General features: G+C 45.8%; 23 protein-coding genes and 1 tRNA gene. 15 read left to right on the top strand and 9 right to left on the bottom strand.

All coding sequences use genetic code 11. The annotated features are described in order from the left end of the window. Positions 1-48: 48 nt before the first annotated feature. From HGH91_RS09855 to recQ, 3 genes are all read right to left on the bottom strand, one after another. Positions 49-121: transfer RNA gene (locus HGH91_RS09855), tRNA-Phe, on the bottom strand. Between the two features lie 82 nt (positions 122-203). Continuing rightward, on the bottom strand, positions 204-971 hold the full coding sequence (locus HGH91_RS09850; protein WP_168738286.1) for a DUF3050 domain-containing protein: 768 nt from the start codon (positions 969-971) through the stop codon (positions 204-206). A gap of 26 nt (positions 972-997) precedes the next feature. After that, complete coding sequence (recQ, locus tag HGH91_RS09845; protein WP_168738285.1) at positions 998-3,199, bottom strand: DNA helicase RecQ; 2,202 nt, start codon at positions 3,197-3,199, stop codon at positions 998-1,000. A gap of 156 nt (positions 3,200-3,355) precedes the next feature. Between recQ and HGH91_RS09840 the strand changes: the two genes are divergently transcribed. The 3 genes from HGH91_RS09840 (at position 3,356) to HGH91_RS09830 (ending at position 6,662) form a co-directional block, all read left to right on the top strand. Further along, positions 3,356-4,330 (top strand): SIS domain-containing protein, encoded by a 975-nt coding sequence (locus tag HGH91_RS09840; protein ID WP_168738284.1) that lies wholly within the window; start codon positions 3,356-3,358, stop codon positions 4,328-4,330. 11 nt (positions 4,331-4,341) lie between these two features. Next, positions 4,342-5,424 (top strand): mannose-1-phosphate guanylyltransferase, encoded by a 1,083-nt coding sequence (locus HGH91_RS09835; protein WP_168738283.1) that lies wholly within the window; start codon positions 4,342-4,344, stop codon positions 5,422-5,424. 101 nt (positions 5,425-5,525) lie between these two features. Next, positions 5,526-6,662, top strand: a complete 1,137-nt coding sequence (locus HGH91_RS09830; RefSeq protein WP_168738282.1) for a methionine aminotransferase — start codon at positions 5,526-5,528, stop codon at positions 6,660-6,662. 123 nt (positions 6,663-6,785) lie between these two features. Here HGH91_RS09830 and HGH91_RS09825 read toward each other — a convergent pair whose 3' ends face one another. The 3 genes from HGH91_RS09825 to HGH91_RS09815 all read right to left on the bottom strand — a co-directional run bounded on the left by HGH91_RS09825 (position 6,786) and on the right by HGH91_RS09815 (position 9,704). Continuing rightward, positions 6,786-7,466, bottom strand: coding sequence for a carbonic anhydrase family protein (locus HGH91_RS09825; RefSeq protein WP_168738281.1), 681 nt, complete (start codon positions 7,464-7,466; stop codon positions 6,786-6,788). 92 nt (positions 7,467-7,558) lie between these two features. Further along, positions 7,559-9,208, bottom strand: a complete 1,650-nt coding sequence (locus HGH91_RS09820; protein ID WP_168738280.1) for a SulP family inorganic anion transporter — start codon at positions 9,206-9,208, stop codon at positions 7,559-7,561. A 202-nt stretch (positions 9,209-9,410) separates the two neighbouring features. After that, complete coding sequence (locus HGH91_RS09815; protein WP_168738279.1) at positions 9,411-9,704, bottom strand: hypothetical protein; 294 nt, start codon at positions 9,702-9,704, stop codon at positions 9,411-9,413. 364 nt (positions 9,705-10,068) lie between these two features. On the opposite strand from HGH91_RS09815, the gene HGH91_RS09810 reads away from it, so the two are divergent. The 4 genes from HGH91_RS09810 (at position 10,069) to HGH91_RS09795 (ending at position 15,502) form a co-directional block, all read left to right on the top strand. After that, the gene (locus HGH91_RS09810; protein WP_168738278.1) at positions 10,069-10,410 is read left to right on the top strand and encodes a PadR family transcriptional regulator; all 342 of its coding nucleotides are present in this window, start codon (positions 10,069-10,071) and stop codon (positions 10,408-10,410) included. Between the two features lie 31 nt (positions 10,411-10,441). Next, the gene (locus HGH91_RS09805; protein ID WP_168738277.1) at positions 10,442-12,217 is read left to right on the top strand and encodes a PspC domain-containing protein; all 1,776 of its coding nucleotides are present in this window, start codon (positions 10,442-10,444) and stop codon (positions 12,215-12,217) included. Between the two features lie 177 nt (positions 12,218-12,394). Next, the gene (feoB, locus tag HGH91_RS09800; RefSeq protein ID WP_168738276.1) at positions 12,395-14,524 is read left to right on the top strand and encodes a ferrous iron transport protein B; all 2,130 of its coding nucleotides are present in this window, start codon (positions 12,395-12,397) and stop codon (positions 14,522-14,524) included. 45 nt (positions 14,525-14,569) lie between these two features. Beyond that, positions 14,570-15,502 (top strand): M28 family peptidase, encoded by a 933-nt coding sequence (locus HGH91_RS09795; RefSeq protein WP_168738275.1) that lies wholly within the window; start codon positions 14,570-14,572, stop codon positions 15,500-15,502. Between the two features lie 53 nt (positions 15,503-15,555). Here the strand turns inward: HGH91_RS09795 and HGH91_RS09790 are convergent, their stop codons facing one another. Together HGH91_RS09790 and HGH91_RS09785 are read right to left on the bottom strand one after the other, a co-directional pair. Next, on the bottom strand, positions 15,556-17,001 hold the full coding sequence (locus HGH91_RS09790) for a S41 family peptidase (RefSeq protein ID WP_168738274.1): 1,446 nt from the start codon (positions 16,999-17,001) through the stop codon (positions 15,556-15,558). A 57-nt stretch (positions 17,002-17,058) separates the two neighbouring features. Continuing rightward, positions 17,059-17,727, bottom strand: coding sequence for a hypothetical protein (locus HGH91_RS09785; protein ID WP_168738273.1), 669 nt, complete (start codon positions 17,725-17,727; stop codon positions 17,059-17,061). 157 nt (positions 17,728-17,884) lie between these two features. Between HGH91_RS09785 and paaA the strand changes: the two genes are divergently transcribed. The 5 genes from paaA to nadD all read left to right on the top strand — a co-directional run bounded on the left by paaA (position 17,885) and on the right by nadD (position 21,191). Next, on the top strand, positions 17,885-18,883 hold the full coding sequence (gene paaA, locus HGH91_RS09780; RefSeq protein ID WP_168738272.1) for a 1,2-phenylacetyl-CoA epoxidase subunit PaaA: 999 nt from the start codon (positions 17,885-17,887) through the stop codon (positions 18,881-18,883). A gap of 32 nt (positions 18,884-18,915) precedes the next feature. Then, entirely contained in the window at positions 18,916-19,284 is a 369-nt protein-coding gene (locus HGH91_RS09775) for a 1,2-phenylacetyl-CoA epoxidase subunit B (RefSeq protein WP_168738271.1), read from the top strand. After that, a complete protein-coding gene (gene paaC / locus HGH91_RS09770; RefSeq protein ID WP_168738270.1) occupies positions 19,281-20,045 on the top strand; it encodes a 1,2-phenylacetyl-CoA epoxidase subunit PaaC in 765 nt (254 codons plus the stop codon). Before HGH91_RS09775 ends, paaC begins: the two co-directional genes overlap by 4 nt. Positions 20,046-20,048: 3 nt before the next feature. Next, a complete protein-coding gene (gene paaD / locus HGH91_RS09765; RefSeq protein WP_168738269.1) occupies positions 20,049-20,540 on the top strand; it encodes a 1,2-phenylacetyl-CoA epoxidase subunit PaaD in 492 nt (163 codons plus the stop codon). An 81-nt stretch (positions 20,541-20,621) separates the two neighbouring features. Next, entirely contained in the window at positions 20,622-21,191 is a 570-nt protein-coding gene (gene nadD, locus HGH91_RS09760) for a nicotinate (nicotinamide) nucleotide adenylyltransferase (protein ID WP_168738268.1), read from the top strand. On the opposite strand, the gene HGH91_RS09755 is transcribed toward nadD, so the two are convergent. Next, positions 21,182-22,237: an AI-2E family transporter gene (locus HGH91_RS09755; RefSeq protein WP_168738267.1), complete on the bottom strand. Its 1,056-nt coding sequence runs from the start codon at positions 22,235-22,237 to the stop codon at positions 21,182-21,184. The genes nadD and HGH91_RS09755 overlap by 10 nt on opposite strands. Positions 22,238-22,454: 217 nt before the next feature. On the opposite strand from HGH91_RS09755, the gene HGH91_RS09750 reads away from it, so the two are divergent. The 3 genes from HGH91_RS09750 to HGH91_RS09740 are packed head-to-tail and all read left to right on the top strand — an operon-like array spanning position 22,455 to position 23,533. Then, positions 22,455-22,649 carry a YtxH domain-containing protein gene (locus HGH91_RS09750; RefSeq protein WP_145661889.1) on the top strand — a complete coding sequence of 65 codons (195 nt, stop codon included), beginning with the start codon at positions 22,455-22,457 and terminating at the stop codon, positions 22,647-22,649. A gap of 24 nt (positions 22,650-22,673) precedes the next feature. Beyond that, positions 22,674-23,165: a hypothetical protein gene (locus HGH91_RS09745; protein ID WP_168738266.1), complete on the top strand. Its 492-nt coding sequence runs from the start codon at positions 22,674-22,676 to the stop codon at positions 23,163-23,165. 20 nt (positions 23,166-23,185) lie between these two features. Then, entirely contained in the window at positions 23,186-23,533 is a 348-nt protein-coding gene (locus HGH91_RS09740; protein ID WP_168738265.1) for a hypothetical protein, read from the top strand. Position 23,534 lies beyond the last annotated feature (1 nt).

The following is a 23,534-nucleotide window of genomic DNA, read 5'->3' as shown; positions in this document are numbered from 1 at the left end:
AAATAAAAAAGGGAACTTTACCGTAAAGTAAAATTCCCTTTTTCTTCGTGGTGTGAGCCGGGATCGAACCGGCGACACAAGGATTTTCAGTCCTTTGCTCTACCAACTGAGCTACCGCACCATCCGTTTTTGTTGCCCTCTCTCGTGAGGGGATTGCAAAAGTAAGACAATCTTTTGAATTGCAAAATTTTTTTCAAGAAATTTTATAAAACTACTTTTTCCGACCGGATACCACTCCACAATTGATGGCGCCAATGCAGCGACTGGCGGGCATATTCGGCGGCCTCCTGCCATTTATCTGTATCTTGTCCGCATAGTTCGCTCACCATTTGCATGGCCAGTTGGCTATGATGATCGCCATCTACTTCGATATGTCTTTCGAGATAATAAATGAACAGGTCCAGCTTTCCGGGAAATTTTCTGTCAAGATCTTTTACGAGTGCCAGGAACATATCGGGGATGAGGTCTTCCCGTCCAAAAGTAAATACGGCTGCCATAACGTGGGCTTTGCCGGTAGCAATTACTTCAAAAGTAAAGCCAAGAAACCCCTTTACAGCCTCAGGAAGCGATGAATTATCCAGGATGTGGCGGATAGGCTTCCCTGCTTTTACATCAGCTATAATCGCTTCTATAGGGGCACAGTCGGCGCCTGCCTGCAACATGGCCCGTTCATACAATTCAAAATGACTGCAACGGGCGCCGGTATGGTCAATATCACTTTCTTCCCCGGTAACAATTTCGTTGATCAGGTAGCGGGTGGCGGCGTTGCCAACAGGTACCCAGGGAACGTTTACACAGGTGAGTTGTTGTTGCAGCGCTTTAAGCAGTGACATAAAATCCCATACCGCATAAACATGATACTGCATAAAAGTGCGCACGTCTTCCAGTGTTTGAAGTTCAGCGTATAAGGGGTGCGCTACTACTTTCTGCCGGTTGGCAGCAATGGTTTCCTGAATATATTGAATGTTCATCTTGCTATTACTTGTTGTTGGCCGGTTTAGTTACCATATACGACCAGGAATTTGATACGTACCAGTTTTAGTTGTTCCAGGGTGTAATCATTTTCAATGAGTTCTTCCCTGGCCAAAGCGAGACTGGAGGTTTCGCAGCCCTTGAAATATTCCATGATTTCATCCTGGGCATAATCGTCCAGTTCTTCGTCGAGGCAGTAGTCGATATTTAGTTTGGTACCACTGGCAACGATAGTTTCCATTTCATCGAGCAGTTGGGAGAGGCTCAGCTCCTTGTTTTTGGCGATAGTTTCCAGCGGTATTTTTTTGTCGATATTCTGGATGATGAATACCTTCATGCCGCTTTTATTTACCACGCTCTTCATCACGAAGTCATCCGGCTTGGTGATATTATTTTCTTCCACGTAACGGGTAATTACGTCAAGGAATTGCTTGCCGTAGCGAATTGCTTTTCCTTTGCTGACACCCTGTATTTTTTCGAGTTCCTGGACGGTGGTCGGATATTGGGTGGCCATATCTTCCAGGGATGTTTCCAGGAAGATCACGAAAGGAGGGAGATTCTTTTCTTTGGCTACTTTTTTCCGAAGTTCCTTCAGCATTTCTACCAGCACGGGGTCGGCAGCAGCATGGGCTTCTGCGGCGGCCTCTTCTTCATCGTCTACAGCGTCTTCATCAAATTGATGATTGAGCGCTACCATGATGGAGTAGGGCTTTTTCAGGAATTTAGTGCCTTTATCGGTTACTTTCAGGAGGCCATACTCTTCAATATCTTTCTCTATCAGTCCTTCCAGCATCATTTGCCGCATGAGGGAGTTCCAGAAATGCGCATCAAATTCTTTCCCTTCACCAAATACATCCAGCTGATCGTGGCGGTAAGTATTGATCTGGGGGCTGGTTTTCCCGGTGATAACGTTGATTACATATTCGCTGCCAAAGCGTTCTTCCAGGGCGCGAATAGCTTTCAACATGATTACGACCCGGTTTTTCACTTCTATTTTTTCCTTCGGATTGCGGCAGTTATCACACTGACCGCAGTTCTCTGTTTCGAAATGTTCTCCGAAGTAGTGCAGGATCACTTTACGGCGGCATACAGCGCTTTCCGCATAGGCTACTGTTTCATTGATCAGTTGTGCGCCCATTTCGCGTTCGCTGAGCGATTTATCCCGCATCAGGTGTTCCAGTTTCTGTACGTCTTTATGGGAGTAGTAGCAGATACAATGCCCTTCCAGTCCGTCTCTGCCGGCGCGGCCGGTTTCCTGGTAGTAGTTTTCCAGGCTTTTTGGAATGTTGTAATGGATCACAAAACGGACATCCGGTTTGTCGATACCCATTCCGAAGGCGATGGTGGCTACAATGACTTCTGTGTCTTCGTGCAGGAACATGTCCTGACGTTGGGCCCTGGTACTGGGATCCAGGCCGGCGTGGTAGGCCACGGCTTTCACACCATTGGCTACCAGCATGTCTGCCAGTTCTTCGGTGGTTTTGCGGTTCAGGGTATAGATGATACCGCTTTTACCTTTATGTTGGTGAATGAACTTGACAATATCTTTGATCGTCTGGTCCTTTTTGCGTTTTGGCCTGATTTCATAGTACAGGTTAGGACGGTTGAAAGAGGAAATAAAGATACTGGCTTTATTCAGTCCCAGGTTTTTTACGATATCGCTTTGTACTTTAGGCGTAGCTGTGGCGGTGAGGGCAATGATAGGCAGCTTGTCACTGATCTGGTCTATCATTTCTTTCAGGCGGCGGTATTCCGGCCTGAAATCGTGTCCCCATTCGGAAATACAGTGTGCTTCATCTACGGCAATAAATGATATTTCCAGTTCCTTGAAGAAATCAAGGTTTTCCTGTTTTGTAAGCGTTTCCGGCGCTACATATAACAGTTTGGTTTTACCAGCAGTGAGGTCGGCCCGCACTTTTTTAATCTGCGCCTTGGATAAGGTCGAGTTTAAGAAGTGGGCTACATTGTCTTTACTGCTATAGCCTCTTACCAGGTCTACCTGGTTTTTCATCAGCGCAATAAGCGGCGAAACTATTAATGCACATCCCGGGCTCATTAGCGCGGGTAATTGGTAGCATAGTGATTTGCCTCCACCAGTTGGCATTATAACGAAAGTATCTTTGCCTGAGAGGATGCTATTTATAATTTTTTCCTGATTTCCTTTAAAGGAATCGAACCCGAAGTGTTCGCGTAATGCATCCATCAAACGTTCCTTAACAACAGCCATTGCATTCAAATTTTAACTCTAAAGAACCAACAAATGACGAAATATATTTATATGTTTTTTAGGGGACACGAAGTTACTTAAAAAAGCCCGGAGTATCAATATAAATTACCGGAGCGTACCAGTGCTGACTAAAAAATGATAAATTTGTAAATCGTCATGAAAAGGAATCAAACTATCAATATAGGAGCCGTAGCCAAACGCACTATTGCATTGGAAGCATCAGCTATTAATGATTTGCAGCAGTTTATAAATGCAGATTTTGAGAAAGTTGTTGAAAGGATTGCACAATGTGAAGGGAGATTAGTGGTGACCGGGATCGGGAAAAGTGCCATTATTGCGCAGAAAATAGTGGCCACGCTGAATTCCACCGGCACCCCTGCACTGTTTATGCATGCGGCAGATGCTATTCATGGCGACCTCGGGATGATCCGGGAAGAAGATATTGTGTTATGTATCTCCAAAAGCGGTACCTCTGCGGAAATTAAAGTACTGGTGCCACTGGTGAAGAATTTTGGCAACACTTTAATTGCCATGGTGGGGAATACCAGCTCATTTTTAGCCCTGGAAGCCGATTTTGTACTGAATACAACTGTTAGCCAGGAAGCCTGCCCTAATAACCTGGCACCCACTACCAGTACCACTGCACAACTGGCCATGGGGGATGCATTGGCGGTATGCCTGATAGAATGGCATGGATTTACGGCAGCTGATTTCGCAAAATTTCACCCGGGAGGAGCCCTGGGAAAAAAATTGTATCTCAGGGTGGGAGACCTCAGCAAGTTACATCTCTCCCCACAGGTACTGGAAAACAGCTCTTTAAGGGAAGTAATTGTGGAAATTTCATCTAAAATGCTGGGTGTTACCGCCGTAGTGGATGAAAATGGATTACTTAAAGGTATAATTACAGATGGTGACCTGCGCAGGATGCTGGAGAAAAATGTTCCCACAGCAGCTGTAACGGCCAAAGATATAATGTCGCGACATCCGAAAATGATACAGCAGGATCAACTGGCGGTCAATGCATTAGAAATGATGCGCCAGCACGATATTACCCAACTGCTGGTAATGGACGGAGCGCGATATCAAGGGATTATTCACTTACATGATTTAATTAGAGAAGGAATTATTTAGAAATGACACAAATGAACAGCCACTTTTACGTGGCAATAATGGCAGGGGGAATTGGCAGCCGCTTCTGGCCCCATAGCCGCACAGACAACCCCAAACAGTTTTTGGATATCCTGAACACGGGGAAAACCTTGCTTCAATGGACATATGAACGCTTTGCACAGTTCATTCCCAAGGAAAACATATTCGTAGTCACCCATCACCAGTATACTGGTAAAGTGGGTGAACAACTGCCGGAGTTACCTGCTGCCAATATTGTGAGCGAGCCCTCCCGCAAAAATACAGCCCCCTGTGTTGCTTATATCTCGCATAAAATCCATAAACAAGATCCGTTGGCCAACATCATCTGTGCACCGGCAGATCACCTGATTATGGACGGACCCGCCTTTACCAATGCCTGCCTCAACGCCCTGCTGTTTGTGCAGAAAAACAGTGCATTGCTAACGCTGGGCATCAAGCCTACCCGCCCTGATACCGGCTACGGATACATACAGTTCGAACCACAAACGGTGGCCGACAATGTATACCAGGTGAAAACATTCACGGAAAAACCCAACCTGGAACTGGCTAAAACCTTTATCCAGAGCGGCGACTTCCTCTGGAATGCCGGCATCTTTGTATGGAATGTAAAAACTATCCTGGCGGCATTTAAACAATATCTTCCGGAAATAGATGAGCTGTTTGAACAGGCCACCTATGCCCTTAATACACCACAGGAAAAAGAAGCAATTGAACAGGTATATCCTCAGTGTACCAACATTTCTATCGACTATGGCATCATGGAAAAAGCCAGCAACGTATATGTAATCCCATCTAATTTCGGCTGGAGCGACCTGGGTACCTGGGCCTCTGCTTACGAAAACCTGGAAAAGGATTACCTCGGCAACGCCGTACAAGGCAAAAACGTAGTCGTAATCGATGCTACCAAATGCATGGTAAAAGTGCCCAACGAGAAGCTGGTACTGCTCCAGGGCCTCGATGAGTTCATCGTTATTGATACCAGCGACGTACTACTGATCTGCAAAAAAGACAATGAACAACAGATCAAGGAATATGTAGCGGAAATAAAACGCAATAAAGGCGAAAAGTTCCTCTAAAGATTTTATGTTTTTTGATATTGAAATTTAGATATTTAGCGCTGGAAAAGCCCTGCGCTTTGCCACTAAATAGCTAAATTTCAATATCTAAAAAACAGGTAATGATCTCTAAACTCCCCGACGTAGGTACTACCATATTTACCGTTATGTCGTCCCTGGCGGCCACCCACCAGGCGATTAACCTCTCACAGGGATTTCCTGACTACGATTGCAGTGATGAGCTGAAAGCACTGGTGAATGAAGCCATGCAGCAAGGACATAACCAATATGCGCCTATGCCGGGACTGATGCCGCTCAGAACCGCGATCGCTGAAAAAATAAGTCACCTCTACCGGCAATCCGTTAGCCCCGACACCGAAATTACTATTACACCTGGCGGCACTTATGCCATCTTTACCGCCATTGCTACGTGTATACGTCCCGGTGATGAAGTCATCATTTTTGAACCGGCATACGATAGCTACATTCCCAATGTACTGGTAAATGGAGGCACGCCGGTACTCATCCCGCTATCGTTCCCGGAATACCGGATCAACTGGAATGAAGTGCGCGCCAAAATAACGCCCCGTACCAAAATGATTATGCTCAATACACCGCATAATCCAACAGGAAGTATTTTACAGGAAAACGATATCCGGGAGCTGGAGAAGTTAGTGGAAGAGTTTAACCTGCTGGTGTTATCGGACGAAGTATATGAGCACCTGATTTTCGATGGTGCGCAGCACCATAGCATATTACGCTATCCGGCTATTTACCGTAACAGCTTCGTCACTTTTTCTTTTGGGAAAGTATTTCATAATACCGGTTGGAAAATGGGCTACTGCGTAGCGCCGGAGCACCTGATGAAAGAATACCGTAAAGTACATCAATACCTGTGTTTTTCTGTGAATACCCCCATGCAATATGGCCTGGCCAGGTTCCTGGAAACACCTTCCCATTATCTCGAACTGCCTGCGTTTTACCAGCAAAAACGGGATTATTTTCTGGAGCTGATGAAAGATACCCGCTTCACGCCATTAGCCAGTGAGGGCAGTTATTTTCAGCTGATGAAATACGATCGTATTTCCGATGAGGGCGACAAAGATTTTGCCGTCCGCATGACCAAAGATTTTGGCGTAGCTGTAATCCCGGTATCCGCCTTTTACCGCGATGGAAAAGATAACCATGTGATCCGGTTCTGCTTTGCCAAGAAGCAGGCAACCCTGGAAAAGGCTGCGGCCAAGCTGCGACAGATATAGCAAAAGGAGGCAATTAATAACTGCCGGGACAATTGCCTTTAAATAAAATGTCCCAACGGGTTATTAATGCCTCCTCTACTCATGAAAAAGCAAACTTATTCCCCTCTATAAAAAACATATCAATTAGACAGCTACAGCCGCTGCCGGCTCGGAAGGCTTATTGCTTTCCAGGATCAGCGTATGATCCATGAAGCGCACCAGGCCTGTTTCTACATCATATACTGCTCCAATAATGCCGATTTCCCCTTTTTGCAGCATATCACGGAGAATATTGCTTTGTTCTACGATGGCTTGTACAGAGCGTTCTACGTGAATATTGTTTACGGCTTCTACAAACGCGCTGTTATGGGAATGGCGATCTGTTTTAATTGTTTTTTCTGCGAAAACAGCAGGTGAAATTTTGTTCAGCAGTCCAGTCAGGTTGCCCAGTTCTACCGCATCGCAGGCTCCTTTAATGGCGCCGCATTTGGTGTGTCCGAGTACTACGATGAACTTGGAACCGGCTATTTTGCAGGCATATTCCAGGCTTCCCAGCACGTTGTCTGAAATAACAGCCCCGGCTAAACGAATACTGAAGATGTCGCCCAGGCCCTGGTCAAAGATCAGCTCTGCGGAAGTACGGGAGTCCATGCAGCTTACAATAGCCGCCATGGGCCATTGTCCGTCGCTGGTATCGTTTACCATTTGCAGAAGGTTGCGATTAAAGCGAAGATTGTCTACAAAGCGGTTATTACCGGCCTGCAGTAATTCTAAAGCTTTCCTGGGAGATATATTTGCCTGAGATATTTTATTAAGTGTTTTCATGATTGTCATTTTTTAAAATTTGAAAAATGAACGGAAAAAAGCATGGTGTTCCGTTTACGATTCCCTGATAATTGAGACGCATGGCCTACGTCCTAATTTAACTGTAACTGTTTCAGTAATTCTTTATGGTTGCCGGAAGAAATAGTATGTACAGAAGAGGAGCTAAGCTCCGTCTGTTCTTCCTCCGAGAGGTCAGGCGTATTTTGTATGTTATACACCGGCTTAAACCCCGTTAATATCACCTTGATATTTTTTTGCGGTGCTTTAATATCCTTAAACTCACGAATGGTTTGCAGCACATCAAAATCGATGTACGCTGTTTTATGCGCATCTATTACCAGCGTGATATTTTCCGGCATATGATCCAGGGTAAGCAGGATGCTGGCTTTGTTCAGGAAAGAAACCTCCTGTGCCAGTTCCAGCCGGATACTATCGCCGGTATGGTATTTTTCTTTGCGGAAATAGTAAGAGCTTTTCATATTACCGCGTAAAATAGCCAGCACACTTACCACCATACCTAATGCAATACCGACGAGCAGGTCGGTAAATACGATAGCTACTACCGTTACCACAAAAGGTACCCATTGATATTTACCATTTTTAAACATCTCTTTGAAGATGGAAATCTTACAAAGCTTATAACCAGTTACGAGCAACACGGCGGCCAGGGTGGCTAGTGGGATCTTGTTCAGTAACACCGGTATCAGGGCAGTACAGATCAGCAGTAATGCGCCATGTACCATGGAGGCCATCTTCGTTTTGCCGCCGGCGTTGATGTTGGCGCTGGAGCGAACAATCACAGACGTAATGGGCAATCCACCGATTAGGCCACTCACCATGTTACCGATGCCCTGGGCTTTCAGTTCCCGGTTAGGAGAGGTGTAGCGTTTCAGGGGATCGAGTTTATCAGTAGCCTCCACATTCAGCAAGGTTTCCACAGAAGCTACTATAGCAATGGTTACTGCGGTGATCCATACTTCTTTATTAGTAATAGCACTGAAGTTGGGCAGTGTAAACTGGTGAATGAAATCGCTGAAGCTATTGGCTACCGGTAAGGTTACCAGGTGCTTAGATCCCAGTGCCAGCAGTCCGCTGCCGGAAAATGCCATATTCAGCAATATGCCGGTAATTACTGCTACCAGCGGTGCTGGCACGATGTTAAGCTTTGGGATCTTGCCCCAGTACAGAATAATGAAAATGGAAATGATGGTAATAATGGTTGCGCCAATACTGATGTGATTTACAGCAGATAACAAGGCACTAAAGGTGTTATCCCCATCTACCTGGAAAAAAGTGAAATCGCCTTCTGCATTGGCATCATAGCCAAATGCATGCGGTAATTGTTTGAGGATAATAATGATGCCGATGGCGGTGAGCATACCAGTGATAACGTTAGAAGGGAAGTAGTTGGCTACCGTTCCCGCTTTCACCAGGCCTAATACTAATTGCAAGGCGCCGGCTATCACTACGCTCAGCAGAAATATATCGAAGGCGCCGAGTTTGGTAATGGCTACCAGTACTACGGCGGTAAGACCCGCTGCAGGGCCGCTTACGCTCAATTGAGAACCACTTAAAAATCCAATTACGAGGCCACCGATGATACCGGAAATCATACCGGCAAACAAGGGGGCGCCAGAGGCCAGGGCGATGCCCAAACACAGTGGCACTGCAATGAGGAAAACAACAAGGCCGGCAGAAAAGTCGCCTTTTATATTGGAGAATAAGGATGTTTGCTTGTTCATAAAATAAGCTTTTCCGTTGAAGGATCGCGTTTCCGGATAGCAGCATCCGCTGCAACCGTGGAAACGACTTTGCTCGTATAATGATACCATCAGGAACGCTGTTCGGGTATCTCCATAGTGGATACACGATGTCCTGGCAGTGATCGGTGAATAAAAAAATGAATAATAAAGACAACTGTTGTGAAACAACAGCAAGGGAAGGTTATGCTATGTGCATATTTGGAGGGGGGGCGTGTATTTCCTGGGCAGGGTTGCTCGGAATATCTTCCATTAACTGATAGTGTATAACATCCACTACAAACTGCGGATTAAACTGCAGTTCGTCGAATTGCTTACAGAATTTAAGATCCTTGGCAATTTTAACATGGTCGCCGCAGGCATCAACCGGGTGTTCTTCCACAATCTGGTTATTAAACAGCAGCTTCCCTACTTCCTTAATAGGAAGGAGTTGAGACACCATGAGTGCCAACAGGAATATGCCGATAATTTTCTTCATGTGTATGTTACGCTTGTACAAATGTAACGGAGGGAGACCATAAATACTTGCATAGGGTAATTAAAATAATGTTAAAGGATTTTAACAATACAACCCGTTTGGCTCTGAAGTGCCGATTATCAGTATTTACGACCGTTTATCACTTTTGAAACTTTCTCCGAAAAATCACTTTTCCCATTGGAATGCCTGCTGGTATTGCTTTCCTCTCGATTTTCCGGGTATCGTGGAAAGCAAAATAACTTGCTTTCTATGGTATTGTGTATTGCATAGTAGTAAATAATTCCTATTTTTGTATCGTAAAGTTGAAAAAATAGCTATCACAACTGATCACAAACCAACATTAAAAAACTAAAGCTCACTTGCCATGAATATAGATAACACACAGTCGCAGATGAGGAAAGGAGTGCTGGAGTTTTGCATCTTGTCCGTTATTAAGCAAGGAGAAGCTTACCCTTCAGATATTATCGAGAAGATGAAAGAGGCGAAGCTGGATATCCTGGAGGGCACACTTTATCCTTTACTAACAAGATTGAAAAATGCAGAATTGCTCACCTATCGTTGGGTAGAAAGCAGCTCCGGTCCCCCAAGAAAATATTTTTCCATGACTGAAAAAGGGGAAACCTTTTATAAGGAATTGGAAAGCACCTGGAACGAACTGGCCAACGCGGTTCATGAATTAACTAAAACCAATAGCACACCGCTGTAAGCAGCTTACCTAAAACCTAAAACAACTAATAATGAAAAAGATAATCAATATAAATCTCTCAGGCCGCCTTATCCCCATCGAGGATAGCGCGTATGAGCTGCTTAACCAGTACCTCGGCAGCCTGAAGAAATATTTTTCTAAAGAGGAGGGCGGTGATGAAATTGTTTCTGACATTGAAAGCCGCATTGCTGAAGTGTTCCAGGACTTATTGAAAAAAGGCGCTCATTGCATTACCGATGCCGATGTAATTGCCATCAAAGCTTCTATGGGCACGCCAGAGCAGTTTGACGACGCCACTAGCGAAGGAGCGCAGCAGCAGCAACAACAGAAAGATGACGCCTTTGACTTTACTCCCCGTCCACGTAAACGCCTGTACCGCGATCCTGACAATAAGGTATTGAGTGGTGTATGTAGCGGTTTAGGCGCCTATTTCAACGTAGACCCGGTTATTTTCCGTATCATATTCGCCCTGCTGGCTATCGGTGGTTTTGGCTCCGGTGTGCTGGTATACTTTATCCTCTGGATAGCGACCCCATCTGCCGACACCGCTGCTGAAAAGCTGGAAATGCGGGGGGAGCGTGTAGACATGAACAGTATCAAATCTACCATCCAGGATGAACTGAATCACATGAAAGGCCAGATGAAAAATGTAGGAGATGATATCCGAAATTTTTCGCAGGGCCGCGGAAAGCAAGTAGGTAGCGATATTGAACGCTTCTTTGTGAATCTGGCCAATGTACTGGGTACTGTACTGGTGGCTGTTACCAAAGGCTTCTTTTATTTCTTTGCTGTAGTGATGCTGATCTGCCTGATCGTGGTGGGAATAGCCATTGCAGTATCTTCCGCGGCCCTTTTCCCCATCAAGAACCTGTTACTTTCTGCTCCGGCACAAACCTTCTTAATATGGCCGGCCATCGGGTTGTTAATCGGTATTCCTATAGTAGCGCTGGTTATTTTCATCATCCGTAAACTTACGGGTGTAAAAGAAACAAACCGCTATGCAGGATATACACTCACCTTCCTGTGGTTGCTGGGACTGGCTTTTGCAGCCATCGTAGCTACTTCACTGGTGAAAGACTTCAGAAGAACGGCCACAGAAACAGAAGTGCTGTCTATTCAACAGCCCAGTAAAGGAAAGTTGATCCTGAAAAGATCGCCAGGTATCTTAACAGATAACGACAGGGCCGAAATGAGCCTCTTTGATGACAACATTCTCATTGCGGATGATACCGTGGTAATCAACGACATCCACGTTCGTATTGAAAAGAGCGGGAATGATAGCTTTGCAGTAGAGGTATCCCGTTTTTCCCGGGGCCGGAATGCACAACAAGCCAAGGAACTGGCGCATGACATTGCCTTCCAGCTTAATCAGAAAGACTCCGTGATTTACCTGCCAGATGGTTTCTCCCTGGCTCCTCATTCCAAATACCGCGGACAACGGTTAACACTGACCATAAAAGTTCCGGTAGGAAAGAATATCGAAATAGATCATGAAGTTTCCCGCAACTATTCAATCAGCAGGTATGGTCGCGGCGATGATTGGGATGATGACGATGACGATGCCGCACCGCTCAACCTGAAAATGACGCCTGATGGCGCTGATGATCAGAACGCCCCTAAAGCAGAAACTGAAAAAACGGAGCCATCTGACAAACCGGAAAAAGACGAAAAGAAGGATACCACCAAGATTTATCGTTATAAAGGCCCCTCTGCTGAAAATGCCGTGAAAGCCGTTAAAAATACAATGGTCATGAAGGGAAGCATGTCTTTCCTGGCCGATGCCCTGATACGCATACATAGTATTTAGTAAGCATAATTAATTAATAATAAGAAAAGTGTAGCGAAAACGACCGCCGGTTTTCGTTACACTTTTTTTATGCGGGTTACCTTTTGAGATTTTCCCGATCGGATCATTCAACAGCCTGATTAATGTTTAACTTTGCGTATTCAGCACATAATATTAAATAATAGGATAAGATAAGGAATGCAGGCTCCCATAAACATCGCGCTGGTAGGTAATCCGAATAGTGGTAAAAGTTCCCTTTTTAATGCGCTCACTGGTCTGAATCAGAAAGTGGGTAATTTTCCGGGAGTAACCGTAGATAAGAAAACCGGGATGGCACAGATAGTACCTGGTCTTACGGCCAATATTATTGATTTGCCCGGTACCTATAGCCTTTATCCTAAAAGCGCCGATGAATATGTAACCTATGATGTGCTGATTAACCAGAATAACGCTGATATTCCCCGCCTGGTGATTATCGTGGCGGATGCCTCCAACCTGAAACGTAACCTCCTCTTTTGTTCCCAGATCATAGACCTTAAAACGCCCGTGATCATCGCATTAACGATGATGGATATTGCGCGCAGGAAAGGAGTGGAAATTGATATCGATGGCCTGGAAAGAGAGCTGGGTGTGCCGGTGGTGGCTATTAACCCCCGTAAAAATAAAGGGGTTACCGAAATAAAGAAAGTAATAGACCTGGCTATCCGTTCGCAATACAGCCCACCGCCCCGGGACTTTATCAACAACACCGCCCTGGCGAAAGAGGTGATTGAAGAAGTAAAGCGGGTAGTACCCTGTAAAAGCGATTATGGCGCGTTGCATATTGCCACAAATGTGGAAGATTTACCGTTTTTAAATGAAGCACAACGGCAAGCAATCAAAAAGGCACTGCAGGCACATCAGTTTAATAAAACCAAGATGCAGGCAGAAGAAATCATGCAACGTTATGCCCGTATCAAACATATCATGAAAGCTTCCGTAGTGGAAAACGACCCGCTACAGAAGCAGCTCCGTTCAGAAAAGATAGACGACCTGCTGTTGCATCGTTTCTGGGGATACGCTATTTTGCTGGTAGTAATGTTCCTCCTGTTCCAGAGCATTTTCTGGCTGGCCTCTTACCCGATGAGCTGGATCGAAAATGGATTTGGGGCCCTGAGTGGCTGGTTAAGCAGTAGTTTGCCCGATAATAAAGTAACCGACTTTTTCATCAATGGTATTTTAGCAGGTATCAGCGGGTTTGCCGTGTTTGTACCGCAGATTATGATACTGTTTGGGCTTATCACCATCCTGGAAGATACTGGCTATATGGCGCGTATCAGTTTCCTGACCGATAGACTAATGCGACAGGTAGGCCTGAATGGGAAGTCGGTAATGCCGCTCATTAGCGGCGTAGCCTGTGCGGTACCCGCCATCATGGCTACCCGCACCATCGAAAACAGGAAGGAGCGATTAATCACTATTATGGTAACACCGCTAATGAGCTGCTCTGCGAGGTTGCCTATTTACACTATGATGATTGCCCTGGTAATTCCCGATAAACGCTTTGGTATATTGGGTCTGCAAGGATTAGTGATGATGGGACTATACCTGTTGGGCTTTTTCATGGCTATCACCATTGCTGCGTTGATGAAGCTGTTTGTGCGGATTAAAGAGAAAAGTTATTTCATTATGGAATTGCCGGTGTATCGTTCCCCGCGTTGGGCAAACGTAGGCACTACCATGGTGGAAAAAGCGAAGATATTTGTGAAAGATGCCGGTAAAGTTATCGTGGTGATATCTGTGGTCCTCTGGTTCCTGGCTTCTTATGGCCCTGCCAGCAAGCGTGAGCCGGTGCATCAGAAATATGAACCGTTATTAGCCCAGGTGGCGCCAGGCTCTCCGCAGGCGGCAGAGTTAAATAAGGAGTTTCAGTCTGCCAAATTATCTACCTCTTATGCTGGTGTGTTAGGCCATGCCATTGAACCGGCTATTCGTCCGCTGGGTTTTGACTGGAAAATTGGTATCGCGTTGATCACCTCTTTCGCCGCCCGCGAAGTGTTTGTGGGTACAATGGCTACCCTATACAGCGTGGGAGAAGACCCGGACAACAACAATGCTACCCTGCGGGAGAAGTTATCTTCCGCTAAATGGCCCGATGGAAGCCCCGTGTATACCCTCGCCGCCGGTTTGTCACTGATGATTTTCTATGCATTTGCCATGCAGTGTATGAGTACAATGGCCATTGTTAAACGTGAAACTAAATCATGGAAATTCCCTGCTATACAGCTGCTCTACATGACAGGACTGGCGTATATCTGCAGTTATATCATCTTTCATATCTTCAGATAATATCTTGTACATTGCAGGTATAGTCAAACCATTAATGCAATGTTTATGAAATGGCTTTATTTCCCTTTTTGTTTGTTAACAGCACTGCCTGCCATAGCGCAAACCAAGGTAGATTCTTCCCTGTTAATGAAGGATGTACGGACCCTTTCGTCCGATAAGTTTGAAGGCCGCAAAGCAGGGACCCGGGGAAGCCGCCTGGCCCAGTTTTACATTATTGACCGTTTCAAACAAATCGACATTACGCCTTACCACGATACGTACGAATACCCTTTTTATTTCCAGGAAGGCGAAAAAAAAGTAATGGGAACTAACCTGTACGGCTATATCCCGGGAAAGCTAAGTACCGTAATGGTTATTTCGGCCCACTATGATCACCTGGGAATGAAGTCCGACCCCGCCGCTCAGGATACCGTGTATAATGGCGCGGATGACAATGCATCCGGTATAGGTGGATTGTTGGCCATTGCTGCGTATTTTAAAAAACACCCTCCCCGCTATACGCTTGTTTTTGCTGCTTTTGACGGAGAAGAAGAAGGGTTACAGGGCGCCAAGGCCTTTGTGGCGCAACCACCGGTACCTTTAACACAAATCCGGCAGAACATTAACATGGATATGATTGCCCACAATGATAAAAATGAATTGTATGTGTGTGGTACTACACAGTATCCCGATCTTAAAAAATATATCGATGATATCGCGGCTGGTAGCAGCGTACAACTGATCGCGGGGCATGATAAACCGGGAACCGGTATGGATGACTGGACCGGGCAAAGTGATCAGTATGAATTCTTTAAGCAGAAAATTCCCTTCCTGTACTTCGGTGTGGAAGATCACCCCGACTATCACCGGTTAACAGATGAGTATACCCGAATTAACTACTCTTTTTATTACCGGGCGGTACAAACCATACTGGACGTGGTAAAGAAGATGGACAGTGACATGCCGGAGAATAAATATAGTGGGGCAAGAAAGATGTAAAACAATAAGGGCTCGCCATTTTGGCGAGCCCTTATTGTTTTACATTGCGCCATTTATTGTTTAATGGTTTGTATCATTCCTTTGAAGTGCGTGGCCGCCAACCGGTTAGCGGGAGTGCGAACCATTTCGCTGTTAACTACTCTTGCAGTGCGTCCCAGGGACGACACCGGTACGCCCATATCGACCAAAGAGGCCCGCAGTAGCGGATCGCTTAAGTTGCCCCAATCTGTTGTATAGTCGTCCTGTGCGGAAACCTGCACCGGCAAACCACTGAAGTAATCGCCTTCTCCAGCAGAGTTTTTTGTCTGGAAGTTGACGGCATACATATCATAGTTCCCGAAGGTAATATTGATAAATCCTACCGGTTTCCCGTAGGTAGTGCTACCCACCAGTTTGGTGGTCATCACGGGTTTTAGCACATTATATAATAATTCACTGGCGGATACCGTATTACCAGTTACCAGAAAGTTTAATTTATCAAGTGCCAGGGCGCCATCCTTTTGAAATTTAGCCATTTTATAAGTAGTGGCTTCACTATAGAAAATATCGCTCCAGTTGGCTGTTGGAAACCAGGGAACTGCTTTCATATTAGTGAAGTAGCGGCTATACTTGTTGTTATACACATTGTTGTTGAAATACTGGGAATACATTTCTGTATTTGTTTTGGCGGCTGGTACCAGTTTGTTGGCCAGGTATTCGGCTGTTTCAATGAGTCCGCCGCCATTGTAGCGCAGGTCAATGATCACCTGTTTTACGCCGGCTGTAGCAAACGCGCCAAAGATGGAGTCTATCTGGGTTTTTACATCAGCCAGGGCCACGAAATTGTTGAATACAAAGTAGCCTATTTTATTGCCGTTGAAGTTGAACAGGTGCGAGTATAAAATGGGATTGAGCTTATAATCGGTAGCTGTTAATACATTTTCCTGGGTGCTGCCATCAGCTTTGCGGAAGCTAAAAGTGTTACTACCGCCACCACCGAGGGCATTGTTAAGTAAGTCGTTGGTAGCCTGGTCTGACTTGAATGAGGTAACCCCATTTACCGCGGTGAGCTGCCAGCCACGTTTAATTCCGGCTTTATCTGCAGGAGAGCCGGGGTATACATATACTACCCGTAGCTCTGTTGCGGTTTGGAAGCCTACCTCGAAGCCTACATCGCCTGCTACTCCCTGCTGCAGGGCGCGGGAAGTACCTCCGTTATCGAGGAAGCTGTATCGGTCCAGCGGTTGATTATTACTGTTTTTCTTATACGACATCAGGGCTTTAAACATATCCCCGGTGGTAGAAAAACTGTTGGGTTTAAAGGTAGCGCTATCCGGCAAGGCATCGTACCAGAGGTAAATATCTTTAGCAATAAAAAAGATGCTATCATTAATGCTGGCGCCTGTATTGTTTCCGGGCTGGCGACCAGGCGGAGGATTGTTACTTTTTTTACAGGCAGGCAGCAGAAAAAGCAGGAAAAGTCCGGTTACCAGTGATTTGTAGAGATAATTAGATTGCATGTATGGGTTTTTATACTGTATAACTAGTATGGCTAAACGTTGGCAAAAACGCTATTATTATTCTATGGGGGTGAAGTTAATGCCTTCAATGCCCAACTCTTCCGGGAGTACGCCATTATTTTTTAATCCGATATTCACTTTATCCCGCCACCGTATTTGTGCTGCGGGATTTAATCCGTGATTGGTTTCCTCATCGAATTTATATTGGAGGCGGTTCATTTCCCGGAATGATTGAAGGTACTGATATTGTATGATACTATCGTAGTCGTCGCGATTCAGGGCTGTTTGCCGGAGTTTTTGTTTAAACCGTTCCACTACCAGCCGGGTGATATCGAAATGCAGTTGTTCATGGGCCAGGGTATAGCTGTTTTTGGCATCGGGCCGTACCCAGGAGGCGCTTTTGATGAAGAATACCTGCAGGCGGAGTACAATCCGCAAGGTATCATGTACCAGGTTGCTGCTGCCATCGTAGGCGAAGCTGGTGTAGGCTACTGCCGCGCTGGGGCCGGCGGGCGAAGGCTGGGCCAGGAAATCGTCCCATTGCAATCGTCTCTCCGGATCATAAAAAAGAGTATCAGCACCACAGGCCGGGGAGGTACGCACGTCTTCAAAACTCAGTTCTATGACTGTATAGTGAGGATCCGCCTTTTTGCCGGCATGCGGGTGTTTATGCCCGGGAGGCAGCAACAGTAAACACAGTATAGTGGCAGTAGATAACATCAGCAAAACCAGATACCGTTAAAATTACTGCAATGGATAAAAATCTGTTCCATTGCGGAAAAATTTGGCGATTCTATAACATTTAGCCCCATTTTTTAGACAACCATTTCCCCCCAAACCGGGCTTTTTTCCGTAAATTACTTCCGACCAAAACAATCGCACTATGTACGGCGGTGGATATATATTTGATGAACCCAACAAGAAACAGTTGCGGGAAGAAGAGCAGCATGATGAGCCCGAAAAACTCGCTGCTTTCGAAGAACGTATTGCCAAAGGAGAGAAGATAGAACCTGGCGACTGGATGCCGGCAGAGTATCGCAGACAGTTGATACGTTTGATAGAACAACATGCTCATTCAGAAATTATCGGTGCCTTACCGGAAGGTACCTGGATTACCCGGGCGCCCGGATTTAAGCGCAAGCTCGCGCTGATAGCCAAAGTACAGGATGAAATAGGTCATGGACAGCTGTTGTATAACGCAGCGGAAACACTGGGAAAATCCCGGGAAGCCATGATCAACGACCTGTTGAGCGGCAAATCCAAATATTCCAATGTCTTTAATTATCCAGCCGAAACATGGGCAGATGTGGCCGTTATAGGTTTCCTGATCGATGCGGCGGCGATTGTAAACCAGGTAGCCAATGCAAAAGGTTCCTATGGTCCCTATTGCCGGGCACTGGAACGCATTTGCTATGAAGAGAGTTTTCATTTAAAACAAGGCCACGATGCTTTTATTGAGCTGGCTACGGGTACCCCGGCGCAGCGGGATATGTTGCAAGACGCGCTGAACCGCTGGTGGCAGCCGATTATGCATTTCTTTGGCCCTCCCGATAAAGTATCCAGTCACAGCGAAAAGCTCATGCAGTGGAAAGTGAAAATGGCCAGCAACGATGATATGCGTAACCAGTTCCTGGATGCTTACGTACCTAAAGTATGGGAGCTGGGACTTACATTGCCTGATCCGGCGTTGCGTAAAAATGAGGCAACCGGTCGCTGGGAATATACAGACCCCGACTGGGATGAGTTTTTCCGCGTTATCAACGGTGGCGGTCCTTGTAACGCAGAGCGTTTGCAGGTGCGTAAATGGGCAGAAGAGCATGGACGTTGGGTACGCAAGGCTCTCATGCGGCCGGCTGAAAGAAAGACTTTCCCGGCAGCTTAATTTTTTTCGATTTAAAACTATTCAACAATTACATGTCGAACGAATCTTTAGACCCCCGCGTAAACAGGCTGAAACTGGGAGAAGCGGGCGAAATTGTGAAAGTAGAAGAGGGGGAGAACTGGAACATATATGAAGTATTTCACCAGGAAAAAAGAGGGGCGCATCACGAACATGTGGGGTGCGTACATGCCCCGGACCCGCAGCTGGCATTGGTATTTGCCAAAGAGCAATTTGGCCGCCGTAAAAAGTGCGTGAACCTCTGGGTAGTGAAAAGTGCGGATATCCTGGCTTTTGATGTAGAAGATGAGGATATGTTTGCCAACAACCTGGAAAAGACCTACCGCGATGCGAGCGGATTTAAGGTGATGGAAAAGATCAATAAATTCAAACAATCCAAATGAGCTATAACGCAGCATTAACGGACCTGATCATCAAAATGGCAGACGATGAACTGATACAGGGACATCGTAATTCTGAATGGACCGGACTAGGCCCTGTAATGGAGGAAGATATTGCCTTTTCTTCCATGGCGCAGGATAAAATAGGCCATGCGTGGGCATTGTACCGCATATTGCACGAAAACCTGGAAGGAAAAGATCCCGATAAGTTTGCTTTTCACCGGCCGGAAAAGGACTTCAAATGCAGCCACCTGGTGGAAATGCCCAACGAAGAATATGGGTTTAGCCTGATGCGGCATTTTTTATTTGATCATGCAGAGGCGATCAGGTATGAAAGCCTGGTAGATAGTAGTTTTGAGCCATTCCGGATACTCAGTAAAAAAGTAAAAGGGGAATTGAAATATCATACGCTACACGCCAATGCCTGGATTATGCAGTTAAGCCAGGCAGGAGAGGAAAGCTACCAGCGTATGCAGGAGGCGTTGAATAATACCGTGGCCTTGGCAGCCGGTATTTTTGAACCGTCTCCCGAATACGAAAATATCTTGATAGCAGAACGGATATATCCTGGTGAGGCAGCCCTGTACCAGCGCTGGCTGGACCGGATTTACCCGATACTGGTAAAGGCCTCGCTCAATTTACCTGATATGAAAACCATTACGCCTGCATATGGCGGCCGACAGGCCATTCATACGCCCTATCTACGGCCGCTGTTAAAGGAAATGGGAGAAGTATTTAACCTGGATGCGGAGGCCAGCTGGTAAATCATGTTACAAAAAATTACGATAGCGTCGGTATACGAATCGCTGGAACACGTGATGGACCCGGAAATACCGGTGTTAAGTGTGATAGACCTGGGCATGATTACCGGCGTTGAGCTGGAGGAAGGGGGAGTGCATGTTAAAATGATTCCCACTTTTGCAGCCTGCCCGGCGGTAAGCTATATTCAGCAACAAATAAAAACGGTACTGGAGCAGGAACTGGATATAGCCGTCACCGTAACAGTGGATAAGCAGGCGCACTGGCAAAGCAACCGGATGACGGCAGCCGCCAAAGAAAAGTTGCAAAACTTCGGTATAGCGCCACCCCAGCTACTCGCAGGGGAAATGCATGCTGAAATATTACTGGCGGTGCCCTGCCCGCATTGTGGCAGTAAGGAAACCTATTTACGTTCCCCATTTGGCTCTACGCTTTGCAGGGCCATTCATTTTTGTAAGTCCTGCGGACAGGTATTTGAGCAGTTTAAGCCGTTGGAATAAGCTGATTGTCATGTTCCCGCATTAAATACCTACTTTTACACGCATTATTGATGTCGCCATTGGCAACTTATACGATGAAACATGAGAATAGGCTTGTATTTTGGGTCTTTTAATCCTATACACACGGGGCATTTGATCATTGCCAATTACGTTGCTTACAATACAGATCTCGATAAAGTATGGTTGGTGGTTTCTCCGCATAATCCACTAAAACCCCAGTCTGCCTTGCTCAATGAGCATGACCGTTTTCACCTGGTAGAAATGGCCATTAAAGACGAGATTCGTTTACGGGCAAGCAATATCGAATTTTCTTTACCCCGACCTTCTTATACTGTAGATACGCTCACTTACCTGGAAGAGAAGTTTCCCACCCAGGAATTTGCTATTATTATGGGTAGCGATAGTTTCCAGAATTTACCCCGCTGGAAAAACTATGAGCAGATCATAAAAAACTATCCCATCTACGTATATCGCCGGCCGGGACACGAAATAAGTGACACCTTTGGGGCTACTATTGAAATACTGGATGCGCCCATGTTGGACATTTCCGCTACAGATATCCGGAAATGGATTAAGGAAGGGAAATCGGTACGTTACATGGTGCCGGATCCGGTGATCAATTACATTGCGGATAACAATTACTATCGCTGAGGCCCGGGATTAACAGGTGTTTGCGGTTTATCACGTCTTTTCACCACAAACTCGTTGCTGTATATTTCCAGCAACAGGATAAACATGGAAATCAGCAGCGGGCCGAAGATCAGGCCAATAAAGCCAAATAGACTTACTCCCACAATAACGCCAATGATGGTAATCAGGGGATGCACATCTGCAATTTTTTTGGCCAGCAGCATGCGGGCTATGTTATCTGAAGTGCCTACCACGCCAAACCCATAGATAAGTATTGCTATGCCTTGCCAGGTATTTCCCATGCCCAGTAAATAAACTCCCATAGGAACATATACGGCAGCAGCGCCCACCACAGGCAGCATGGCGGTGAAACAGGTAACAACAAACCAGAAAAAGGGTTGGGGGATACCAAAAATCAGGTAGCCGATTAAAGATACAATTCCCTGTACCACGGCAATTAGAGGTATGCCCACCGCGTTGGCAATAACCAGTGTGTTGAACTCTTTACCCAGTCGGTCTACATTTTTATCTTTCAGGGGAATATATTCATACAGGGTTTCCTCCATTTTCCGGCCATTCACCAACATGAAGAACAGGATAAAGTACATCAGGGCGATGGAGGTTAGCGTATTGAAGGTGGCGCCGAGGAAGCCTGGCAGGATGGCTGTAATGCGTTCCTGTAGTTTCTGAAGTCGTTCGGTCGTCAGCAGACCTATACCCAGGTATTCTTCCAGTTGACTGTTGGCCTGTTTGAGGGCATTCACCAGGTCGGCAGAGTGGCTGGCAGCATAAGCCACCTTGGCAGTCAGGAGGTTGATCAAGAAACTTACCGGGAGCAGGATGACCAGGAACGACAGAATGAGTAGGACAGTAGCCGCCAGGCTCATTCTCCATTTCCTTTCTTCTACCAGGCGAAACATCCACTTCCGGCAGATAACATATAAAGTGACGGCGCCCAGGAAGCCAGGAAAAAAAGTATACATTTCCTTAAACAGGAGAATTCCCAGGAAGAGAATCAATAGCAGAAATCCAATTTGTTTAAGACGGTCATTGTCAAGATAGCTCATAGTACATCATATGGTGTGAGGTGGTGGTATGTCAAAAAGCAGACCGATGGTCTGACATAAGCTCCTGTCAACAATAAACAAAATCTGCGGGCACTTGTTCTTATTGCGGAGGTTTAACATGGAAGTTATACAAAATTGTCATTTATGGAATAATGTTTGTTGAACCTCTGTTACCCAAAAAGAAAACCTAATTTATAACATCTTTAAAACCTTAGTTATGAGTAACAGTTCAAAAGCCGTGGTTTCATTTATCGTGGGCGCAGCAGTAGGTGTAGCAGTAGGATATTTCCTGAATTCAGACAAAAAAGATGAGTTGGTAGAAAAGCTGAAAGGCCAATCTGAAAAGCTGAAAGAAAAATGGAGAAAAAGAAAAGACCAGTTTCATGATGAGTTAGAAAACGAGTTGGCATAATTCCATTTGAGTAAATTCATTTGCATGGAAGATAATTTCGGCAACTACTTTAACCAAACGGGAAAAGTAGCCAGGGAATACCTGGAAACCAGACTGGACCTGATTAAGCTCCAGGCAGCAGGAAAGTTATCGAAAGCGTTGGGGTTGTTTTTCTCCATCACGATGGCTTTTCTGCTGTTCTTTTTTGTGATCGTATTCCTGGGTATGGTGGTGGGCTTCTGGATAGGAGAGATGACGGGCAGCTTTACCATTGGTTTTAGCTGTGCAGCAGGGCTGTTTGTGGTATTATTCCTGGTGATCCTGTTGTTCCGTAAGCAGCTGATACAGCGGCCACTGGCCAAACTGCTGATTGCGGAGCTGGTAGACGAGATCACCGACCGGGACGCGGAAAGTGATCATATTCACGCCAAACGGGAGCGACAATCCGCCAGGAAAGAAGAGCCAGTTAATGACAAGCCGGAAGACCTGGGCTATGTACCTGACGACGAAGCTACAGAAAACACAATGCGGGGATAAACCATGATAAAAATTTACACATGCGTAAAAAGATCAACAGCTTCGAAACATTGGAGCTGGAAATTGAGCGTTTAAAGCGGCGTTCCAAGCAACTGGAGTATGAGCTGGGGGACCGGGTAGATTATTTCAAGGATAACTATAAGAAGATGGCATTAAATGCTGTCATCCCCGGTAGCGCAAGACATAGCGGTGCCCTGAACGTAGCCATGAATGTGGCTAAGATGGCGTGGGGAAGCGGTAAATTTAAGAGTTTTGCTACCGGGGCGTTGATGACGGCATTGGAATTTATTGGTGTGCAGCTGGGTATTAACCTGTTTAATAAGGTAACCAAAGCACGGAAGAAGAAGAAAGAACCGGTGGCAGAATAGA

This window comes from Chitinophaga eiseniae, assembly GCF_012641265.1.
GTDB classification, from domain to species: Bacteria; Bacteroidota; Bacteroidia; order Chitinophagales; family Chitinophagaceae; genus Chitinophaga; species Chitinophaga eiseniae_A.
Note: the sequence above shows the minus strand (reverse complement) of the source record. Positions and strands in the feature narration are given on the sequence as shown.